16 protein-coding genes are annotated in these 15,683 nt (G+C 59.1%); 10 read left to right on the forward strand and 6 right to left on the reverse strand.

The features are described from left to right. Nucleotides 1-70: 70 nt before the first annotated feature. The 4 genes from AC2TCY_RS18170 to holA all read left to right on the forward strand — a co-directional run bounded on the left by AC2TCY_RS18170 (nt 71) and on the right by holA (nt 4,674). Nucleotides 71-559: a DUF3576 domain-containing protein gene (locus AC2TCY_RS18170; RefSeq protein WP_480849491.1), complete on the forward strand. Its 489-nt coding sequence runs from the start codon at nt 71-73 to the stop codon at nt 557-559. 71 nt (nt 560-630) lie between these two features. After that, a complete protein-coding gene (gene leuS, locus AC2TCY_RS18175) occupies nt 631-3,171 on the forward strand; it encodes a leucine--tRNA ligase (RefSeq protein ID WP_480849493.1) in 2,541 nt (846 codons plus the stop codon). Then, entirely contained in the window at nt 3,158-3,649 is a 492-nt protein-coding gene (gene lptE, locus AC2TCY_RS18180) for an LPS assembly lipoprotein LptE (protein WP_480849494.1), read from the forward strand. The genes leuS and lptE overlap by 14 nt, the downstream gene beginning before the upstream one ends. After that, complete coding sequence (gene holA / locus AC2TCY_RS18185; protein ID WP_480849495.1) at nt 3,646-4,674, forward strand: DNA polymerase III subunit delta; 1,029 nt, start codon at nt 3,646-3,648, stop codon at nt 4,672-4,674. The genes lptE and holA overlap by 4 nt, the downstream gene beginning before the upstream one ends. On the opposite strand, the gene AC2TCY_RS18190 is transcribed toward holA, so the two are convergent. Further along, nucleotides 4,671-5,858 (reverse strand): TIGR03862 family flavoprotein, encoded by a 1,188-nt coding sequence (locus tag AC2TCY_RS18190; RefSeq protein ID WP_480849496.1) that lies wholly within the window; start codon nt 5,856-5,858, stop codon nt 4,671-4,673. The genes holA and AC2TCY_RS18190 overlap by 4 nt on opposite strands. A 45-nt stretch (nt 5,859-5,903) precedes the next feature. Here AC2TCY_RS18190 and AC2TCY_RS18195 point away from each other — a divergent pair, with 45 nt between their 5' ends. Beyond that, on the forward strand, nt 5,904-6,200 hold the full coding sequence (locus AC2TCY_RS18195) for an HNH endonuclease (RefSeq protein ID WP_480849497.1): 297 nt from the start codon (nt 5,904-5,906) through the stop codon (nt 6,198-6,200). Here the strand turns inward: AC2TCY_RS18195 and AC2TCY_RS18200 are convergent, their stop codons facing one another. Genes AC2TCY_RS18200 through AC2TCY_RS18210 form a run of 3 tightly spaced genes read right to left on the reverse strand, consistent with a single transcriptional unit; the run spans nt 6,201 to nt 8,268 of the window. After that, nucleotides 6,201-6,914, reverse strand: a complete 714-nt coding sequence (locus tag AC2TCY_RS18200) for a VOC family protein (protein ID WP_480849498.1) — start codon at nt 6,912-6,914, stop codon at nt 6,201-6,203. Continuing rightward, the gene (locus AC2TCY_RS18205; RefSeq protein ID WP_480849499.1) at nt 6,911-7,519 is read right to left on the reverse strand and encodes an enoyl-CoA hydratase/isomerase family protein; all 609 of its coding nucleotides are present in this window, start codon (nt 7,517-7,519) and stop codon (nt 6,911-6,913) included. Before AC2TCY_RS18205 ends, AC2TCY_RS18200 begins: the two co-directional genes overlap by 4 nt. Further along, nucleotides 7,516-8,268 carry an SDR family oxidoreductase gene (locus tag AC2TCY_RS18210; protein WP_480849500.1) on the reverse strand — a complete coding sequence of 251 codons (753 nt, stop codon included), beginning with the start codon at nt 8,266-8,268 and terminating at the stop codon, nt 7,516-7,518. Before AC2TCY_RS18210 ends, AC2TCY_RS18205 begins: the two co-directional genes overlap by 4 nt. A gap of 129 nt (nt 8,269-8,397) precedes the next feature. Between AC2TCY_RS18210 and AC2TCY_RS18215 the strand changes: the two genes are divergently transcribed. The 5 genes from AC2TCY_RS18215 to lpxK all read left to right on the forward strand — a co-directional run bounded on the left by AC2TCY_RS18215 (nt 8,398) and on the right by lpxK (nt 14,417). Next, nucleotides 8,398-9,921: a DUF2125 domain-containing protein gene (locus tag AC2TCY_RS18215; RefSeq protein ID WP_480849501.1), complete on the forward strand. Its 1,524-nt coding sequence runs from the start codon at nt 8,398-8,400 to the stop codon at nt 9,919-9,921. Between the two features lie 145 nt (nt 9,922-10,066). Continuing rightward, nucleotides 10,067-11,413 carry a TldD/PmbA family protein gene (locus AC2TCY_RS18220; protein WP_480849503.1) on the forward strand — a complete coding sequence of 449 codons (1,347 nt, stop codon included), beginning with the start codon at nt 10,067-10,069 and terminating at the stop codon, nt 11,411-11,413. After that, on the forward strand, nt 11,400-12,200 hold the full coding sequence (locus AC2TCY_RS18225; RefSeq protein ID WP_480849505.1) for an inositol monophosphatase family protein: 801 nt from the start codon (nt 11,400-11,402) through the stop codon (nt 12,198-12,200). The genes AC2TCY_RS18220 and AC2TCY_RS18225 overlap by 14 nt, the downstream gene beginning before the upstream one ends. After that, on the forward strand, nt 12,197-13,432 hold the full coding sequence (locus AC2TCY_RS18230) for a 3-deoxy-D-manno-octulosonic acid transferase (RefSeq protein ID WP_480849507.1): 1,236 nt from the start codon (nt 12,197-12,199) through the stop codon (nt 13,430-13,432). The genes AC2TCY_RS18225 and AC2TCY_RS18230 overlap by 4 nt, the downstream gene beginning before the upstream one ends. Continuing rightward, complete coding sequence (gene lpxK / locus AC2TCY_RS18235; RefSeq protein WP_480849509.1) at nt 13,419-14,417, forward strand: tetraacyldisaccharide 4'-kinase; 999 nt, start codon at nt 13,419-13,421, stop codon at nt 14,415-14,417. The genes AC2TCY_RS18230 and lpxK overlap by 14 nt, the downstream gene beginning before the upstream one ends. A 45-nt stretch (nt 14,418-14,462) precedes the next feature. Here lpxK and AC2TCY_RS18240 read toward each other — a convergent pair whose 3' ends face one another. Together AC2TCY_RS18240 and AC2TCY_RS18245 are read right to left on the reverse strand one after the other, a co-directional pair. Next, the gene (locus AC2TCY_RS18240; protein ID WP_480849511.1) at nt 14,463-15,125 is read right to left on the reverse strand and encodes a DsbA family protein; all 663 of its coding nucleotides are present in this window, start codon (nt 15,123-15,125) and stop codon (nt 14,463-14,465) included. Nucleotides 15,126-15,139: 14 nt separating this feature from the next. Then, complete coding sequence (locus tag AC2TCY_RS18245; protein WP_480849513.1) at nt 15,140-15,646, reverse strand: DUF721 domain-containing protein; 507 nt, start codon at nt 15,644-15,646, stop codon at nt 15,140-15,142. Nucleotides 15,647-15,683: the final 37 nt, after the last annotated feature.

The raw sequence follows: 15,683 nt of genomic DNA on the forward strand, positions 1-15,683 counted from the left end.
TGCAGCACGGGTCCTTGTCTAGGAGTATCACTCGAACGACACACAACAAGTGATACAGGACCTGTCTAAGATGCGCCTGACGACGATTCTGGGTTTTACCATTGTGACGGCCGCCATCTCGGCCTGCGGACAGAATCGGCCACCTCCGGGCGATGCCCGTGCTTTGACTGTCGATGGCAGCTCAAGCGAAGAGCGTGAGTTGAACGATGCAGATCGCAGCACGATCTGGGACGTGTTTGGGCCGGACACTTCAGAACAGGTGACTCAGGTAAACCGGTATCTGTGGGCGGCATCGCTGGATGTGCTGAATTTCTTGCCGGTTCAGGAGATCGACCCGTTTACTGGTGTAATCGTAACCGGTTACGGCAAACCGCCGGGTGGGGGGCGCTCTTATCGTGCCACGGTTCACATAAGCGATCCGGCACTTGCGGCACGGTCACTGTCCGTTTCCTTGCTGACCAGCGGTGGCGCTCCGGTCAGCGCTTCGACCACCCGCGCGGTCGAAGACGCGATTCTCTCGCGGGCCCGTCAACTACGCATAGCTGACAACAAGCTCTAGCAACCCGCATCAATTCACAATATTACCACGCCGGGTTCATGCCCGGCGTTTTCATTACGAAGGACCGCAGGATGTCGCGTTATTCGGCCACCGAAATCGAAGCAAAATGGCAAGAAGCCTGGAACAAGGCCGGGATTTTCACTGCCAGCCACAAGGCGGACAAGCCGAAATACTACGTGCTTGAGATGTTCCCCTACCCGTCTGGCCGAATCCATATGGGGCATGTGCGCAACTATACGATGGGCGACGTGATCGCGCGGCACAAGCTGGCCACCGGGCATAACGTGCTGCACCCGATGGGCTGGGATGCGTTCGGGATGCCGGCGGAAAACGCCGCGATGGCCATAGGCGGCCACCCCAAAGACTGGACCTACGGCAATATCGCCGACATGCGTGGGCAGATGAAGCCGCTGGGCCTGTCGATCGATTGGTCTCGTGAATTCGCCACCTGTGACCCGGAATACTACGGCCAACAGCAGGCGTTGTTCATGGATATGCTCGAGTCCGGGCTGGTTTACCGCAAGAACGCCGTGGTGAACTGGGACCCGGTCGACATGACCGTTCTGGCCAACGAACAGGTGGAAAACGGCCGCGGCTGGCGCTCGGGCGCGTTGGTCGAGCGCCGCGAGCTGACCCAGTGGTTCTTTAAAATTTCGGACTATTCCGAAGAATTGCTCGACGCGCTGGACACATTGGACAACTGGCCGGCCAAAGTGCGGTTGATGCAGGAAAACTGGATCGGCAAGTCGCGCGGGTTGCAGTTTGCATTTGATCGCACCGATGGCGAAGAGCCCATTACCGTTTATACGACCCGCCCGGATACGCTGTTGGGGGCATCGTTTGTTGGCATTTCACCGGACCACCCGATTGCCAAGCAACTTGAGGCTAAAAACTCAGAAGTAGCTGAATTCGTTGCGGAATGCCGAAAAGGCGGCACCACGGAAGAAGCCATCGAAACGGCTGAAAAGCTGGGATATGACACCGGTATTCGGGTCAAGCACCCACTGGACCCGAATTGGGAACTGCCGGTCTGGATCGCCAACTTCATCCTGATGGATTACGGCACCGGCGCGATCTTTGCTTGCCCGGCCCACGACCAACGCGACCTGGATTTCTGCCGCAAATACGGCCTGCCCGTGGTCGATACATTCTTTGCGCTGGATGACGACACGCCGGTCGACAAGATCGCCTTTGTCCCGCCAAAAACCGAAAACGTCCGCTGGGTGAATCATTTTGCCGGTCTGACCGAGGCCACAGGCGACGAGGCGATCGACGCCACGGTCGACTTTGCCGAAAAAGCGGGCTGGGGCGAAGGCGTCACCAAGTACCGCCTGCGCGACTGGGGGTTATCCCGTCAACGCTACTGGGGCTGTCCGATTCCCGTTGTGCATTGCGATTCTTGCGGCGTAGTACCTGAAAAGAAAGAAAACCTGCCGATCCGCTTGCCTGACGATGTCACGTTCGACAAACCGGGCAACCCGCTGGATCGTCACCCGACATGGCGTGATTGCGCCTGCCCGTCCTGTGGCGCCCCGGCCAAGCGTGAAACCGACACGATGGACACATTCGTCGATTCGTCGTGGTATTTTGCCCGTTTCACTGCTCCACACGCGGAAACGCCCACAGATCTGGCCGAGGCCGAATACTGGATGAATGTCGACCAGTATATCGGCGGCATTGAGCATGCGATTCTGCACCTGCTTTATTCTCGCTTCTTCGCACGGGCGATGAAGATTACCGGACACCTGCCGGAAAAAGCCATCGAGCCCTTCGATGCGCTGTTCACGCAAGGCATGGTGACGCATGAAATCTATCAGACCCGCGACAACAAGGGCCGGCCGGTCTATCACCTGCCCGAAGAAGTCGAAGACGGTAAACTCAAGGCAACCGGCGAAGCGGTCGAGATCATCCCCTCGGCCAAAATGTCGAAGTCCAAGAAAAACGTGGTCGATCCGGTCAGCATCATCTCGGCCTTCGGCGCCGATACTGCGCGCTGGTTCGTTCTGTCCGATTCGCCGCCAGAGCGGGATGTTGAATGGACCGCCGCAGGGGCTGAGGCTGCGTTCAAACACCTGAACCGGGTGTGGAACCTTTGCGACAAAATCGGTGCAATGGCCCCTGACGCAAAAGGCGAAGGGGATCAGGACTTACTGCGCGAGATGCACAAGACAATCCGCGACGTGACCCTCGGCGTTGAAAGCTTTGGCTTCAACGCGGCCATCGCAAAGCTCTATGCGTTCACCAATACGCTGGCAAAATCCAAAGCAGGAGCCGCAGCCCAGAAGCAGGCGATCAAAACACTGGCGCAGCTGATGTCACCGATGACACCGCATCTGGCCGAGGATATCTGGGCACATCAGGGCGGCGAAGGCTTGGTGGCGGTTGCCTCGTGGCCGGTCGCGGATGAGGCAATGCTGATCGACGATACCGTCACGTTGCCAATTCAGATCAACGGCAAGCGTCGCGCGGAAATCAGCGTGGCCAAGGATCTGGACAAGGCCGAGGTTGAAAAAATCGCGCTCAGCACCGAAGCTGTGCAAAGAGCGCTGGATGGTGTAGCGCCCAAGAAAGTGATTGTTGTCCCGGGCCGGATCGTAAATGTCGTCGTTTGATCGCAGAACCCTATTGTTCATGCCGCTGGCTTTGGCTGCTTGCGGCTTTGAGCCGGTTTACGCCCCCGGCGGCTCGGGCTCTGCTTTGTTTGGCAAGGTCGCGGTATCCGAGCCGAACACGACCGAAAGCTTCCTGCTGGTGCGAAATCTAGAGCATCGGCTGGGTCGCAGCGCCGAATCCAGCAGCGATTATAAGCTGAACGTGAATGTTTCGACCGTCACGCGGGCAGCGGCGATCACCACATCGAACGAGACAAATCGTTATACGATCGACGGGCGCGCCAGATACTCCCTTTTGTCGAACGAGACCGGCCAGGTCGTCACCTCGGGCAATGTGATTGATTTTGTTGGGTATTCAGCGGCAGGCTCGACCGTTTCGACACTTGCGGACGAGCGCGCCGCCAAGGAACGGCTGATGGTCATACTGTCGGATCAGATTGTTACCCGACTCTACGCGGCACCGGGCCTGTCCTCATGAAACTCAGCCCGCGCGAGGCCGAAGGGTATTTCGCCAAGCCGGACGCAAGCAAAACCGGGCTGCTGATTTATGGTGCCGACGCAATGCGGGTCGCGCTGAAGCGACAGCAGGTTCTGACGGCTCTTCTTGGCCCGGGCGCCGAGGAAGAGATGCGACTGACGCGAATGCCCGGCGCCGAATTGCGCGGTGACCCGGCCCAATTGCTGGACGCGGTCAAAGCGGTCGGATTTTTTCCCGGTCCCCGCGCGGTGTTTGTCGAAGATGCTACCGATGTTGCGGCCCCGGCAATTCTTGCGGCGCTAGAGGATTGGATACCCGGCGATGCGCAGATCATCGTGACAGCCGGACAGCTCAAACCCAGTTCCAAGATTCGCAAAGGCTTCGAAAGCCATCCTGATGCTTTCGCAGTTGGCATCTATGACGACCCGCCTTCGCGCGCAGAAGTTGAACGAGTTCTGACACAGACCGGGTTGCAGAATATCCCGCGCGATTCCATGTCGGCGCTGAGCGAGCTGGCCGTTAGCCTCAGCCCCGGAGACTTTGCGCAGACCATCGAGAAACTGTCGCTATATAAGCGTGGTGACTCATCCGAGCTTGGCATTGACGATATCGAAGCCTGCGCGCCGCGTTCGACCGAGGCTGCACTGGATGACGTACTGAACGTCGTCGCAGAAGGTCGCGCGGGCGAGATCGGACCGCTTATCCGGCGGTTGCAGGCGCAAGGCACCAACGGCGTGACCCTGTGTATTGGCGCAACGCGCCATTTTCGCACACTCTACGCATGCGCGTCCCACCCTGGCGGGGCCGCTCAGGGGATTGGGAAACTACGTCCTCCGGTTTATGGCAAGAGACGCGATCGCATCCTGCGCCAGGCGCAAGGCTGGGGCGCACCGAAGCTGCAGACTGCCCTGACGGTCCTGACGGATACCGATCTTTCGTTGCGCTCGGCTGGGCAAACCGCACCCGCCATGGCGCTGGTCGAGCGGGCGATGATCCGGCTGGCCATGCTGGCGCGCAACGGTTAACCGGCGCCTTTTTGGTCCAACCATTCCGCCGCGGCGCGCCCTGCCCAGCGACCGGAGGCCAGACATGCGGTCAGCAAGTAACCCCCTGTCGGAGCTTCCCAATCCAGCATTTCGCCGGCGCAAAATACGCCGGGCAGCGCAGTCAGCATCAATCCACTGTTCAACGCGCCACGCATTACCCCTCCTGCAGTCGAGATCGCCTCGTCCATCGGCCTTAGACCGGCGTGGTGAATTGGCAGTTTCTTCAAAACCTGAGGAGGCGGCTGCGGCAATGCCGAGCTTTTGGTCATTTCATGAAACAGAGCGATTTTCTGAGGCGACAGACGTAATCCGCTTTTCAGCCAACTCGTCAGTGACGCCTTGGGTTTCCTGGCCGCAAAGCGTGCTTGCAAGGTTTCTAGCGTCAGGTCCGGGACCAGATCCGCGAATAGGGGCTCACCTGATCGCAGAGCCGGGGTCAGCGGATACAGCCCGCCGCCCTCTAGACCCTTTAAGGAGATCACGGCTTCTCCGCGACTTTCCAATTCACCAGCGGACCAGCTGACGGACTTGAGCGCTGCGCCGAAATGCGGCTGCATGTGATGGCTCCATTTTACAGTCAGAGCCGAGTTCGCCGGGGCAAAAGCCGCAAGAGAAACACCCTTTTCTTCCAATATCCCGGCCCAGGCTCCGTCCGAGCCCAAACGCGCCCAACTGGCGCCGCCCAAAGCCAGGATCGTTGTTTCTGCTGTTACACGCTGTATACCGTCTGGTGTTTCAAAGGTCAGGGTCGAACCGTCCCAACCGGTCCATCTCCAGCGCGTTTTGACTTGCACACCCTGTTGATCCAACCGCGCAAGCCAAGACCGCAACAGGGGTGAAGCCTTCATCGCTTTGGGAAATACGCGCCCTGTCGATCCGGTGAACAAATCCTGCCCAAGCGCGCGTGCCCAGACTTGAATGGCCTGCGAATCCAGATCGGAAATCATCGGGCGCAACCAATCCGCAGCCTCTCCATAGGCGGCCATCATGGCATCCAACGGCTCGTCCTTGGTCAGGTTCAGTCCTGATTTCCCGGCCATCAGGAACTTGCGCGCAACGGACGGTTTCGCTTCGGCTACCAAAACATCGTGACCGGCTGCGGCAAGTTGTTCAGCCGCCATCAAGCCGGCGGGTCCTGATCCGATCACCATTGTCTGCGCCATTGATGTCCCCTTGCGTTATCCACCCATCGGCGCAACCCTGCCGTGATGACCACCAGCGATCCAATCTGCCCCTTGTGTGACCGGCCTATCCCCGACGGGGGCGGCAGCCTGCACCATCTGATCCCAAAACTCAAAGGAGGCAAGGGCGGACCGACTGTTCTGTTACATCAGATCTGCCACAAAGAGATCCATGCGACCCTGACCGAAGCCGAATTGGCGCGCAGCTTCCACACGGTCGAGGCCCTGCGCACCCATCCCCGGCTTGAAACGTTCCTGAACTGGGTTCGCAAACGCCCGCCCGGTTTCCGCTCGAAAGTACCGGGCAAACGGCGCGGGCGATGATCAGGCAGCGAAAATCGGATCAGTCAAACCCTCGACCTCGATCCCCTGGTAGTCGGGCACTGGGGCGAATTGAGCGTCGGCAATGTGCTGGAATTCCAGCGTCGTATAAGGGCGCTTCCATAGCCACTCGCGGTTTTCCACCGCCCACAAATCCGGGTTCGGCGGTGTTTCCCCAGTCAACGCATAGAAATGCAGATCAAACCCATAGGGTGCCACGTCCTGCATGGACAACAACCGCATTCCCAGCGACCGGCAAGCCGCGTCCTCAGCTGCGATGTCACCGGTGCGCAGTGTGATCTGACCAATACAAGCTTTTGCGAAAGGGGCCTCGGGTGATGAAACATCAGCGGGCCGGTTACCCTCAAAATCATGTTGTAGCAGTTCGATGGCAAAGCCTTCAGGATCGCTGAGATGGCACATATAGCCGATATCCAGAAACTGCTTCGGGGCGCTGACTGCTACACCCAATCGGCGCAAACACGACGCGGCCGCGTCGACATCTGGTAGGGTAACTCCGATCTTCCAGTAACGCTGACCTCTGTCCTGCGAATACCCGCCCCCACCCGGCACCAGCAACAGGTCTGAGTCCTGTCCCCGATAGCCAACGCGGCAAGCGTCGCCCTCGGCCCGGACCGTCATACCCAACGCGTCACGGTAGAATTTGGCCAAAGCCTCCGGGTCGGCCACACGCAGCTTCAGCGCAGAAATCCTCATCGACACAGGTCCGCTATTCCCTCGGCAATCTCTGGTTCGGCACCGAGGCTGTCGGCCACGAGATCGCGGGCGGACTGCATCAGCGCATCGGGTTCAACAACACGGTCAACCAAACCAAAATCATAGGCTTCTGCAGCAGTGATCTTTTGCCCGGCCATCAGGATTAACTTGGTTCGTGACGGTCCAATCAAGGCAGACATGCGTTTGGGATCAGAGGGTTGGGGAAGGAATCCCAGTTTCATCACGGGATAGAAGATTTTGGCGGACGGCACAGCAATCCGCAGGTCGCAGGCCAGAACCATCCCGTTGGCTCCGCCGGCCAGCGTTCCATTCAGCGCCGCTACTGTCAGACAGGGCAGCGCAGCAATGGCACCGGACAGCGTTTCCCACAAGTCCGACATCGCAAGCCCCGCGCGGGCTTCGTTCAGATCGGCCCCGGCGCTGAAAACACGGCCCGTGCCCGTCAGAATCAGCGCCCGGGCGTCCACGGCCGCCTCAGCAATCGCTAGCAATTCCGTCAGCATCGCGCCGGTCAGCGCGTTCGCCTTTTCGGGGTTATTGAGGGTGACCGTCCAAAGGCCGCCCTCTTTCGTCAAATCAATCACGTCAAGCCAACTATTTGGCGAATGTCCTCACGCCGCAGAGAAATCTCCGTCCCCAAAAACTCGTCGGCATCCGATGAACACATCCAAAGCAACGCCCGCGCAGGCCAGTCGGCCGGAATGTGATCATCCCAATCCAGCTGGCTTACGGGATTGATCCCGCTGGCCTTGATCACACGCTGCATGTCCGTGGCGACCGTGCCCGGAGACAGCCCCATAGCTCGAATGCCGTGATGTGCTTCTTCCAGATGCAGGCACTCGGTCAGCATCTTGGCCCCGGCTTTCGACGCGCAATAATGGCTCCAGGCCTCAACTGGATTCGACGCCGCCCCTGATGATATGGTCAGCACGGTTCCGCCGCCGGCTGCACGCATCACGGGAAGCGCGGCGCGCATACCGTAGAAAATACCCTTTAGGTTTATGTCGATCGCCGTGCTCCACGCAGCGACATCGGCGTTGGACATATGGAAGATGGGATCGATCACCCCTGCATTGCCGATCAACACGTCAAGGCCACCAAACCGGTCAACGCAATCAGCAACAACCTGTTCAACCTGAGCAAAATCGCTGACGTCACAGGCCAGTGCCATGGCGTTTTCCCCCAGTGCTGCAGCCAATGATGCTATTTGGTCGCTACTGCGCGCCACCAACACCACATTGGCCCCTGCTGCGGCAAATACGCGCCCCGCTTCAGCGCCGATCCCTCGACTGGCGCCAGTGATAAGTACGGTTTTACCTTTCATTCGCTCCATCTAATCCTTTTAGTTTGAAATCAGGTAAAGTCGTACAGCGCAAAGGGGGAATTGGTCCACCCCTTGCCCCTTGACGATGGTGGCCACAAACACGACCATGCCGAAAAATTGATAGAGAAGGGTTCTCTTATGTCTGTTTTCCTCCGCCGCAGCTGCGGTGCAGCCATGGCTTATGCCGTCGTCGCCCATGGCGCTTTCGCCGATGTGACTGCCGATGATGTCTGGGCCGATTGGAAGGCCTATCTGGCAGGCGTGGGCTACACCGTCTCCGGAGACGAAAACGTATCGGGCAATATCACCACGATTTCGAACATGACCATGTCACTGGCGGTACCAGATACTGACGAGCAGATTAATGTCGTTATTCCAGAAATGACATTGACGGAAAACGGCGATGGCACTGTTGGCATTGGCTTTCCCGAAAGCTATCCGATCACGATTGCCGGAGACACAGAAGGCGAGCCCTTCAAGGCCGAGCTGTTGTTTACCAATGAAGCGCTGGACATGGTCGTTTCGGGCACACCGGAAGAAATGACATATGACTACTCAGCCGCAAGCATGGGGTTGGGTCTGACATCAATCGAGTTTGACGGCGAAACCATCCCGAAAGATATTCTCGACCTGAACCTCAAGATTAGCAACGTGGCGGGCTCATCGCTGATGAAGATCGGTGAAGATCGCAACATCACGCAGAAGTTCACAGCTGACAACATCACGTACGACGTTGCCTTCGATGATCCTGAAAGCGACGACACCGCCCGGGTCAAGGGCAACCTGGATCAGTTGACCTTTGAGGGCGACAGCCTGATCCCGGCCGAAATCGATCTGGAGAACGTACAGGGCTTTTACGATGCAGGCTTTGCCGCGTCAGGGATATTCACCTATGGTTCCGGCAATACGGAAATGGCCGGCACCGCGGAAGGTGAAGCATTCTCATTGGGCAGCGACTCGAAAGGCGGGCGCTTTGCTGGCAGCATAGACGCCGAGCGTATCGTCTATGATCTCGAGCAAAACAGCTCCAAAGTCGCTGTTACCACGGCTGATCTGCCTTTCCCGATTGAAATTGCCATGGAAAATGCCGGTTTGAAATTCGAGTTTCCGGTTCAGGCGTCCGAGGAAATCCAGCCTTTCGGTTTCGCCATGAACCTCACCGATTTCACCATGTCCGACGTACTTTGGAGTATTTTCGATCCAGCGGGCGCACTGCCTCGCGATCCCGCCACCATTTCGCTGGATACAAGCGGCACCGCCAAGGTATTGGTCGATTTCATGGACCCGGAATCGGTTGAAACGCTTGAAACCGGCGATGTCACGCCCGGTGAACTGCATTCCCTGAAAATCAATGAGCTGATTGTCTCGTTGGTGGGCGCGAAGCTGACCGGGAACGGTGATTTCACCTTCGACAACTCCAACACCGAAGCGTTTGACGGAATGCCCGCCCCTTCCGGCGAAGCAAACCTGCAGTTGGTCGGCGCGAACGCTCTGATCGACAAGCTGATTGGAATGGGGCTTGTGTCTGAAAACGACGCCCTTGGCGCGCGGATGATGATGGGCCTGATGGCTGTTCCCGGCGAAGAGCCGGACACGCTGAATTCAAAAATCGAATTCACCGAAGACGGGCAGATCGTGGCCAACGGTCAGCGCATCAAGTAATCAAAATGCTGGGAAAGGCGGCCTGGCGGCCTTTCCCAATCAATTCCCGCCATTGCGACGCTCGGACACTGCACGCTTTTGAGCCGTGGGTCTTGCGACGCGGGCGGTCCGGGGCTAGGTCCAGATTAACCAGACCGGAGGCCACATGACCCGAACACCCGAAGAGATCAGCCATCACCTGCTGGACGCGGCCCGCAACGCGGGGGCCGAGGCAGCGGACGCCATCGTGATCGACGGGTCTTCGGTTTCCGTCGATGTACGTGGCGGTGCGCTCGAGCATGCCGAACGGGCCGAAGGAACCGATCTGGGTTTGCGCGTATTTCTGGGCAAGAAGCAGGCAATCGTCTCCAGCTCGGACAGCAGCGCCGAAACACTAAGAGCAATGGCCGAACGCGCGGTTGCCATGGCCAATGAAGCGCCCGAAGACCCCTTTACCGGCCTCGCGGACGCAGATCAGTTGATCACCGATTGGGACATGGAGGCGCTGGAGCTGTTCGATCCGACCTCCGAACCCAGCGCCGAGGCCCTGATGCAGGATGCGTTAGAGGCTGAATCGGCTGCTCTGGCGGTAAACGGTGTGACACAGGTTTCGGACGCGGCGGCGGCTTACGGCACCCATCGCGTCCACCTTGCAGCAACGAACGGATTCTCGGGCGGCTACGCGCGGACCAGCCGATCTACATCCTGCGTGGCGATCTCGGGCGAAGGTACAGGGATGGAGCGTGACTATGACGGCGACAGCCGCAGTTTTCAGTCCGACCTGCGTAGCCCAACCGAAATCGGCCGAACCGCCGGAGAACGTGCGGTTGGGCAAGTTGGCGCGCGCAAGCCTGCGACCGGCAGTTTTCCGGTTCTGTTTGACGAACGCATCTCATCCTCACTGATCGGGCATTTACTGGCGGCCAGCAACGGTGCCGCGATTGCGCGCGGGGCCTCATGGCTCAAGGATTCGCTAGGCCAGCAGGTGTTGCCCGAGCAGCTGTCGCTGATTGAAGACCCCCACCGTCCGCGCATTTCCGGCTCGCGCCCGTTTGACGCTGAAGGCCTGCCGACGCGCCGCCGTGCGATTGTCGAAAACGGAATACTGACCGGGTGGACGCTGGATCTGTCGAGTGCACGCAAACTGGGCATGGCCTCAACCGGAAACGCGGCACGCGGCGTGTCCGGCCCACCGTCCCCGAGCAACTGGAACCTGAGTCTCACGCCTGGAAACCGCAGCCGCGACGACCTGATGCGCGACATGGGCACCGGGCTGCTTGTGACATCGATGATTGGATCTACGATCAACCCCAATACCGGCGATTATTCACGCGGGGCTTCGGGGTTTTGGATCGAAAACGGCGAAATCAGCCATCCGGTTAACGAATGCACCATCGCAGGAAATTTGCGCGACATGCTGATGCGGATCATCCCGGCCAACGACGCGCGTACTTATCTGTCACGCGTGGTGCCCTCGATCCTGATCGAAGGGATGACACTTGCCGGCAACTGATCTGCCTCTACTGATCGAAGCCGCGCTTGAGTCGGGCAGGATCGCGACCCGGTACTCGGGCCCTCAGGCACAGCGCTGGGACAAACCCCAAGGCGCGGGGCCCGTGACCGAGGCCGACCTGGCCGTAAACGCGATGCTGGAACGCGACCTTCAGGCCGCGCGCCCAGATTATGGCTGGTTGAGCGAAGAGACCGAGGATTCCCCTGACCGGCTTTCCCGCGACAAGGTGTTTATCATTGACCCAATCGACGGCACCCGCAGCTTTGCCGAGGGCGCGCGGACTTGGGCTCATTCTCTGGCTGTCACTGAGAACGCAGAAGTGACCGCAGCCGTCATTTACCTGCCGATGCGCGATCTTCTTTTTGCGGCGGCCAAAGGTCAGGGTGCCACGCTGAACGGGGCACGGATCCACGCCTCGCCGCCCACTTCGTTGCAAAACGCTGAAATCCTCGCTGCAAAACCCAACCTTGACCCTAGGCACTGGAAGCTGGGCAACGTTCCGGACTTCAAACAAGCTTATAGACCCTCGCTGGCATATCGCATGGCATTAGTCGCGCAAGGTCGGTTCGACGGCATGTTAACCCTGCGCCCAAGTTGGGAGTGGGACATTGCCGCGGGTGAACTAATCCTGCGCGAGGCTGGCGGGCTATGTACAGATCGTTTGGGGCGGGCATTACAGTTCAACAACACCCATCCCCGCCTTAACGGAGTAATTGCTGCCGGCCCCGCCCTGCACGCGCAAGTTCAAGCTTTGCTTGACCCGAATGGCTCTGGAATCCCAGCATGAGCAAGCCACGTTCACTCAGCCTCGCGGCTTACCGGGTATTGTCCTGGGGGGTCCAGCAAAATGGCAAGACCGTCGCGACTCCGCGGCCGGATGGCGAAGTTCTATGGGTTCACATCGACTCTCAGGACAGGCTGCGAGTGGTCGATGATGTCTGCCGCCGAATACTATCCGCGCGGCCAGGGCTGTCCCTGCTTTTGACGGCGCCGCCCGACGCGGATCTGACCAGATGGGATGACAGCGTTGCACCAGTGGTCAGCCTGCCTGCGGAACAGACAGGAGCCGCACGCGGATTTCTGGAACACTGGTGCCCGGACATGGGGATCTGGGTTGGTGGTGGCTTGATGCCGAATGTCATCACGCGCGCAGAGGAACGGGGTATCCCCCTGATCCTGATTGAAGCCGGGCTGGATACCAAAATTGCACGCGGCGGACGCTGGTTGCCTGACATAACACGCTATACGCTGGACTGCTTTCGTCAGATATTGGCCCCGAATGACGAGATCGCACGCCAGATCAGGCGTCTGGGTGTCACCTCGACCAAAGTGACTGTCTCACCCCCGCTGCGGATTAGTTCAACCCCTAGCCCCTGGCCCGAAGACGAGCTTATTGAAACCAACCACGCATTGGCAGGCCGACCCGTCTGGCTGGCGGCATGGGTGAAGGACAAGGAATTCATTTCGGTCCTGAGCGCCCACCGACAGGCGCTGCGGATGCTGCCACGCCTTGCGCTTGTTTTGCATGTTGCAGACCTTGCCGAGGCTGCTCCGTTGCAGCGACGGCTCGAATCCATGGACCTGCGGTGTGCGAATTGGGATGACGGCCAGCCAATCGAGGACACCACACAGGTGATCTTATCCGCCGAAGCTGAGGATCTGGGGCTTTGGCATCGCGTGTCGTCCGTGACATTCATGGGCAGCTCGCTGGAACGCGGCGCGGGCGGGCGCAATCCTTTAACCTCAACCGCATTGGGGTCAGCAGTCGTCCATGGACCCTTTGTGCACAGGTACAAGGACAGTTATGACAAGCTCGATCAAGCGGGTGCAGCACTGACCGTTAGGTCCGCCACTGAATTGGGCGATGCGGTTGTTGAAGTACTCGCACCGGACCGCTGCGCTGATATGGCATTGTCAGGATGGCAGGTGGTGACTGAAGGCGCCACACAGACCGATCAAATGGTAGACATGGTCTTGGACATTTTGGACCAGCGGAGAGCCCAAGATGCGCGCACCTGACTTCTGGAACACAAAACCTGATCAGCTTGATCTGCGGGCGCGGCTATTGGCACCTTTGGGTCGGCTCTACGCAGCGGCCACCGCGCGACGCGTTGCGTCCGAACAGGGTTTCGTGCCTGGAATACCAGTGATCTGCGTAGGGAACCTGAATGCCGGAGGCACCGGGAAAACCCCGACCGTGATCTGGGTTTTGGAACAATTGCGGGACAACTGGCATCGCCCGCATGTGGTCACGCGCGGCCACGGCGGATCGCTGGAAGGCCCTATACAGGTTGACCCTCGGGTTCACACCACGGCGCAAGTTGGAGACGAACCGCTATTGCTCGCGGCCTTTGCCGAAGTCTGGGTGGCCAAGGACCGCGCTGCCGGAGCGCAGGCCGCGGCAAAAGAGGGTGCTACGGTGATCGTTCTGGACGACGGGTTTCAAAATCCCTCGGTCACAAAGAATTTCTCGATTCTCGTCGTGGATGCGGCGCGCGGATTCGGAAACGGTCTGTGCCTTCCCGCTGGCCCCTTGCGTGAGCCTGTTTCGGCAGGACTTGAACGGGCTGACCTTGTCCTTTCGCTGGGTGACGCTGACGCTCAGACCGGATTCGCCGAAACCTGGAGCGACTGCCTGACCGTCCCACATGCGACCGGTGAAGTCCGACCTCTGCAAACCGGTATGGACTGGAGCGACACTCCGGTTCTGGCTTTTGCCGGTATCGGCTATCCGGAAAAGTTCTTTCAAACCTTGCGCGCAGAAGGTGCGACGTTGCTACGAGCCGAGGCGCTGGACGATCACCAACCACTGACTCCGGCCCTGATGACTCGTCTGGAGAATGAAGCCAAAATCCTGAAGGCACAGTTGGTCACCACAGAAAAAGACGCAGTTCGCCTGCCCGCCACGTTTCGCCATAAGGTGATCACATTGCCGGTTCGTCTGAACGTGAACGAAAAAGACAGGGTGAACGAAATGCTTACGCAGGTCGCGCCGTCCCCCTGATCCGGGGATGCCGGCTGGCCCCGACGAGGCCGGCCAGAGAAGCTATCAGCTGCCGAGTTCGTCTTCGATCAGCTTTTTGAAATCTTCGTAAGACTGGTTTTCAACCTTCTTGCCGTTGACGATGAACGACGGAGTCGCCTGAATCCCGTCACGCTCGGCGTTTTCCTGATACCAGGCAACCAGCGTCTGCGCGCGGGTTCCGTCCTGCAGACAGGCGTCCAGCTGGTCGTTGTCGATACCGGCCAGGCGTCCGAGCTTGCGCAATTCATCCACGATCTCGGCTGGGCCACCTGCTTTGGTCCATTCCGACTGACCTTCATAGACCAGATCGGTGATGCCAAAGAACTTTTCGGGCCCGGCACAACGCGCCACCATTGACGCCCACAGGCCATAGCGATCGAAATAGACTTCACGATAGGTGAATTTAACCTTGCCGGTGTCGATGAATTCTTCCTTCAGCTGCTTGAACGGCCCCGTGTGGAAATTCGCGCAGTGCGGGCAGGTGTAGGATGCGTACTCGATGATTTCGACCGGCGCGTCCTCGGCCCCCTGCACCATTTCGACGATGGTCGAGGTGTCCAGGTCAGCCTCTTGCGCCTCGGCGCTGCTAATCAGCGGATAGGCGGGGTTGGAATTTGACAGCGTCAGCCAATAGCCGCCAGCGGCTACGGCGACAGCCGCACAGATTACGGTTGCAATACGGCTCATTACTCAGCCCTTTCTCAGAGTTTCTGCTTGGATAAAACGTTGCGGCCCAGACGTTCAAGAGCTGCGCGCAAATCTCCGTCAAGGACATCACGCGACACATTGTCTGCCTCGGCTACAATTTCAGGTGGTATCTCGGGTTTCGCTGGTTTCGGCTTGTGTTCGAAACTGGCCTGCCCCTCGGCAAATCCGGTCGGAGCGGTCTGGGTGATGCGTACACGGCTGATCGCATTGAAGCCATAAACCGCATTGACCTTATCGCGCAGCTGATCCTTTTGCATTTCCAGCATCGGAGCCTGCGGCCCGGTCGTCAGCACAGTCAACGTCGCGCCAAACCCGCCCTTGCCATAGCCCACCTTTACCGGGCGGGCGATTGTGGCGATGTCTTGCCCCACGATCTCGGCCCAATGGGTCAGAAGACGCGATACGGCAAACCCACGGCTTTCGCCGGCACGCCGAATTTGGTCGTTCAGCAAGGTTGCGGTGCGTTTGAACCCGCGGGTCGAGGAACGTCTGCGCTGCATCTGGTTTCCAACTCCTGCGCCGCTATTGTAAAGGGCA

The sequence above is a fragment of the Ruegeria sp. HKCCD7181 genome (assembly GCF_057221055.1).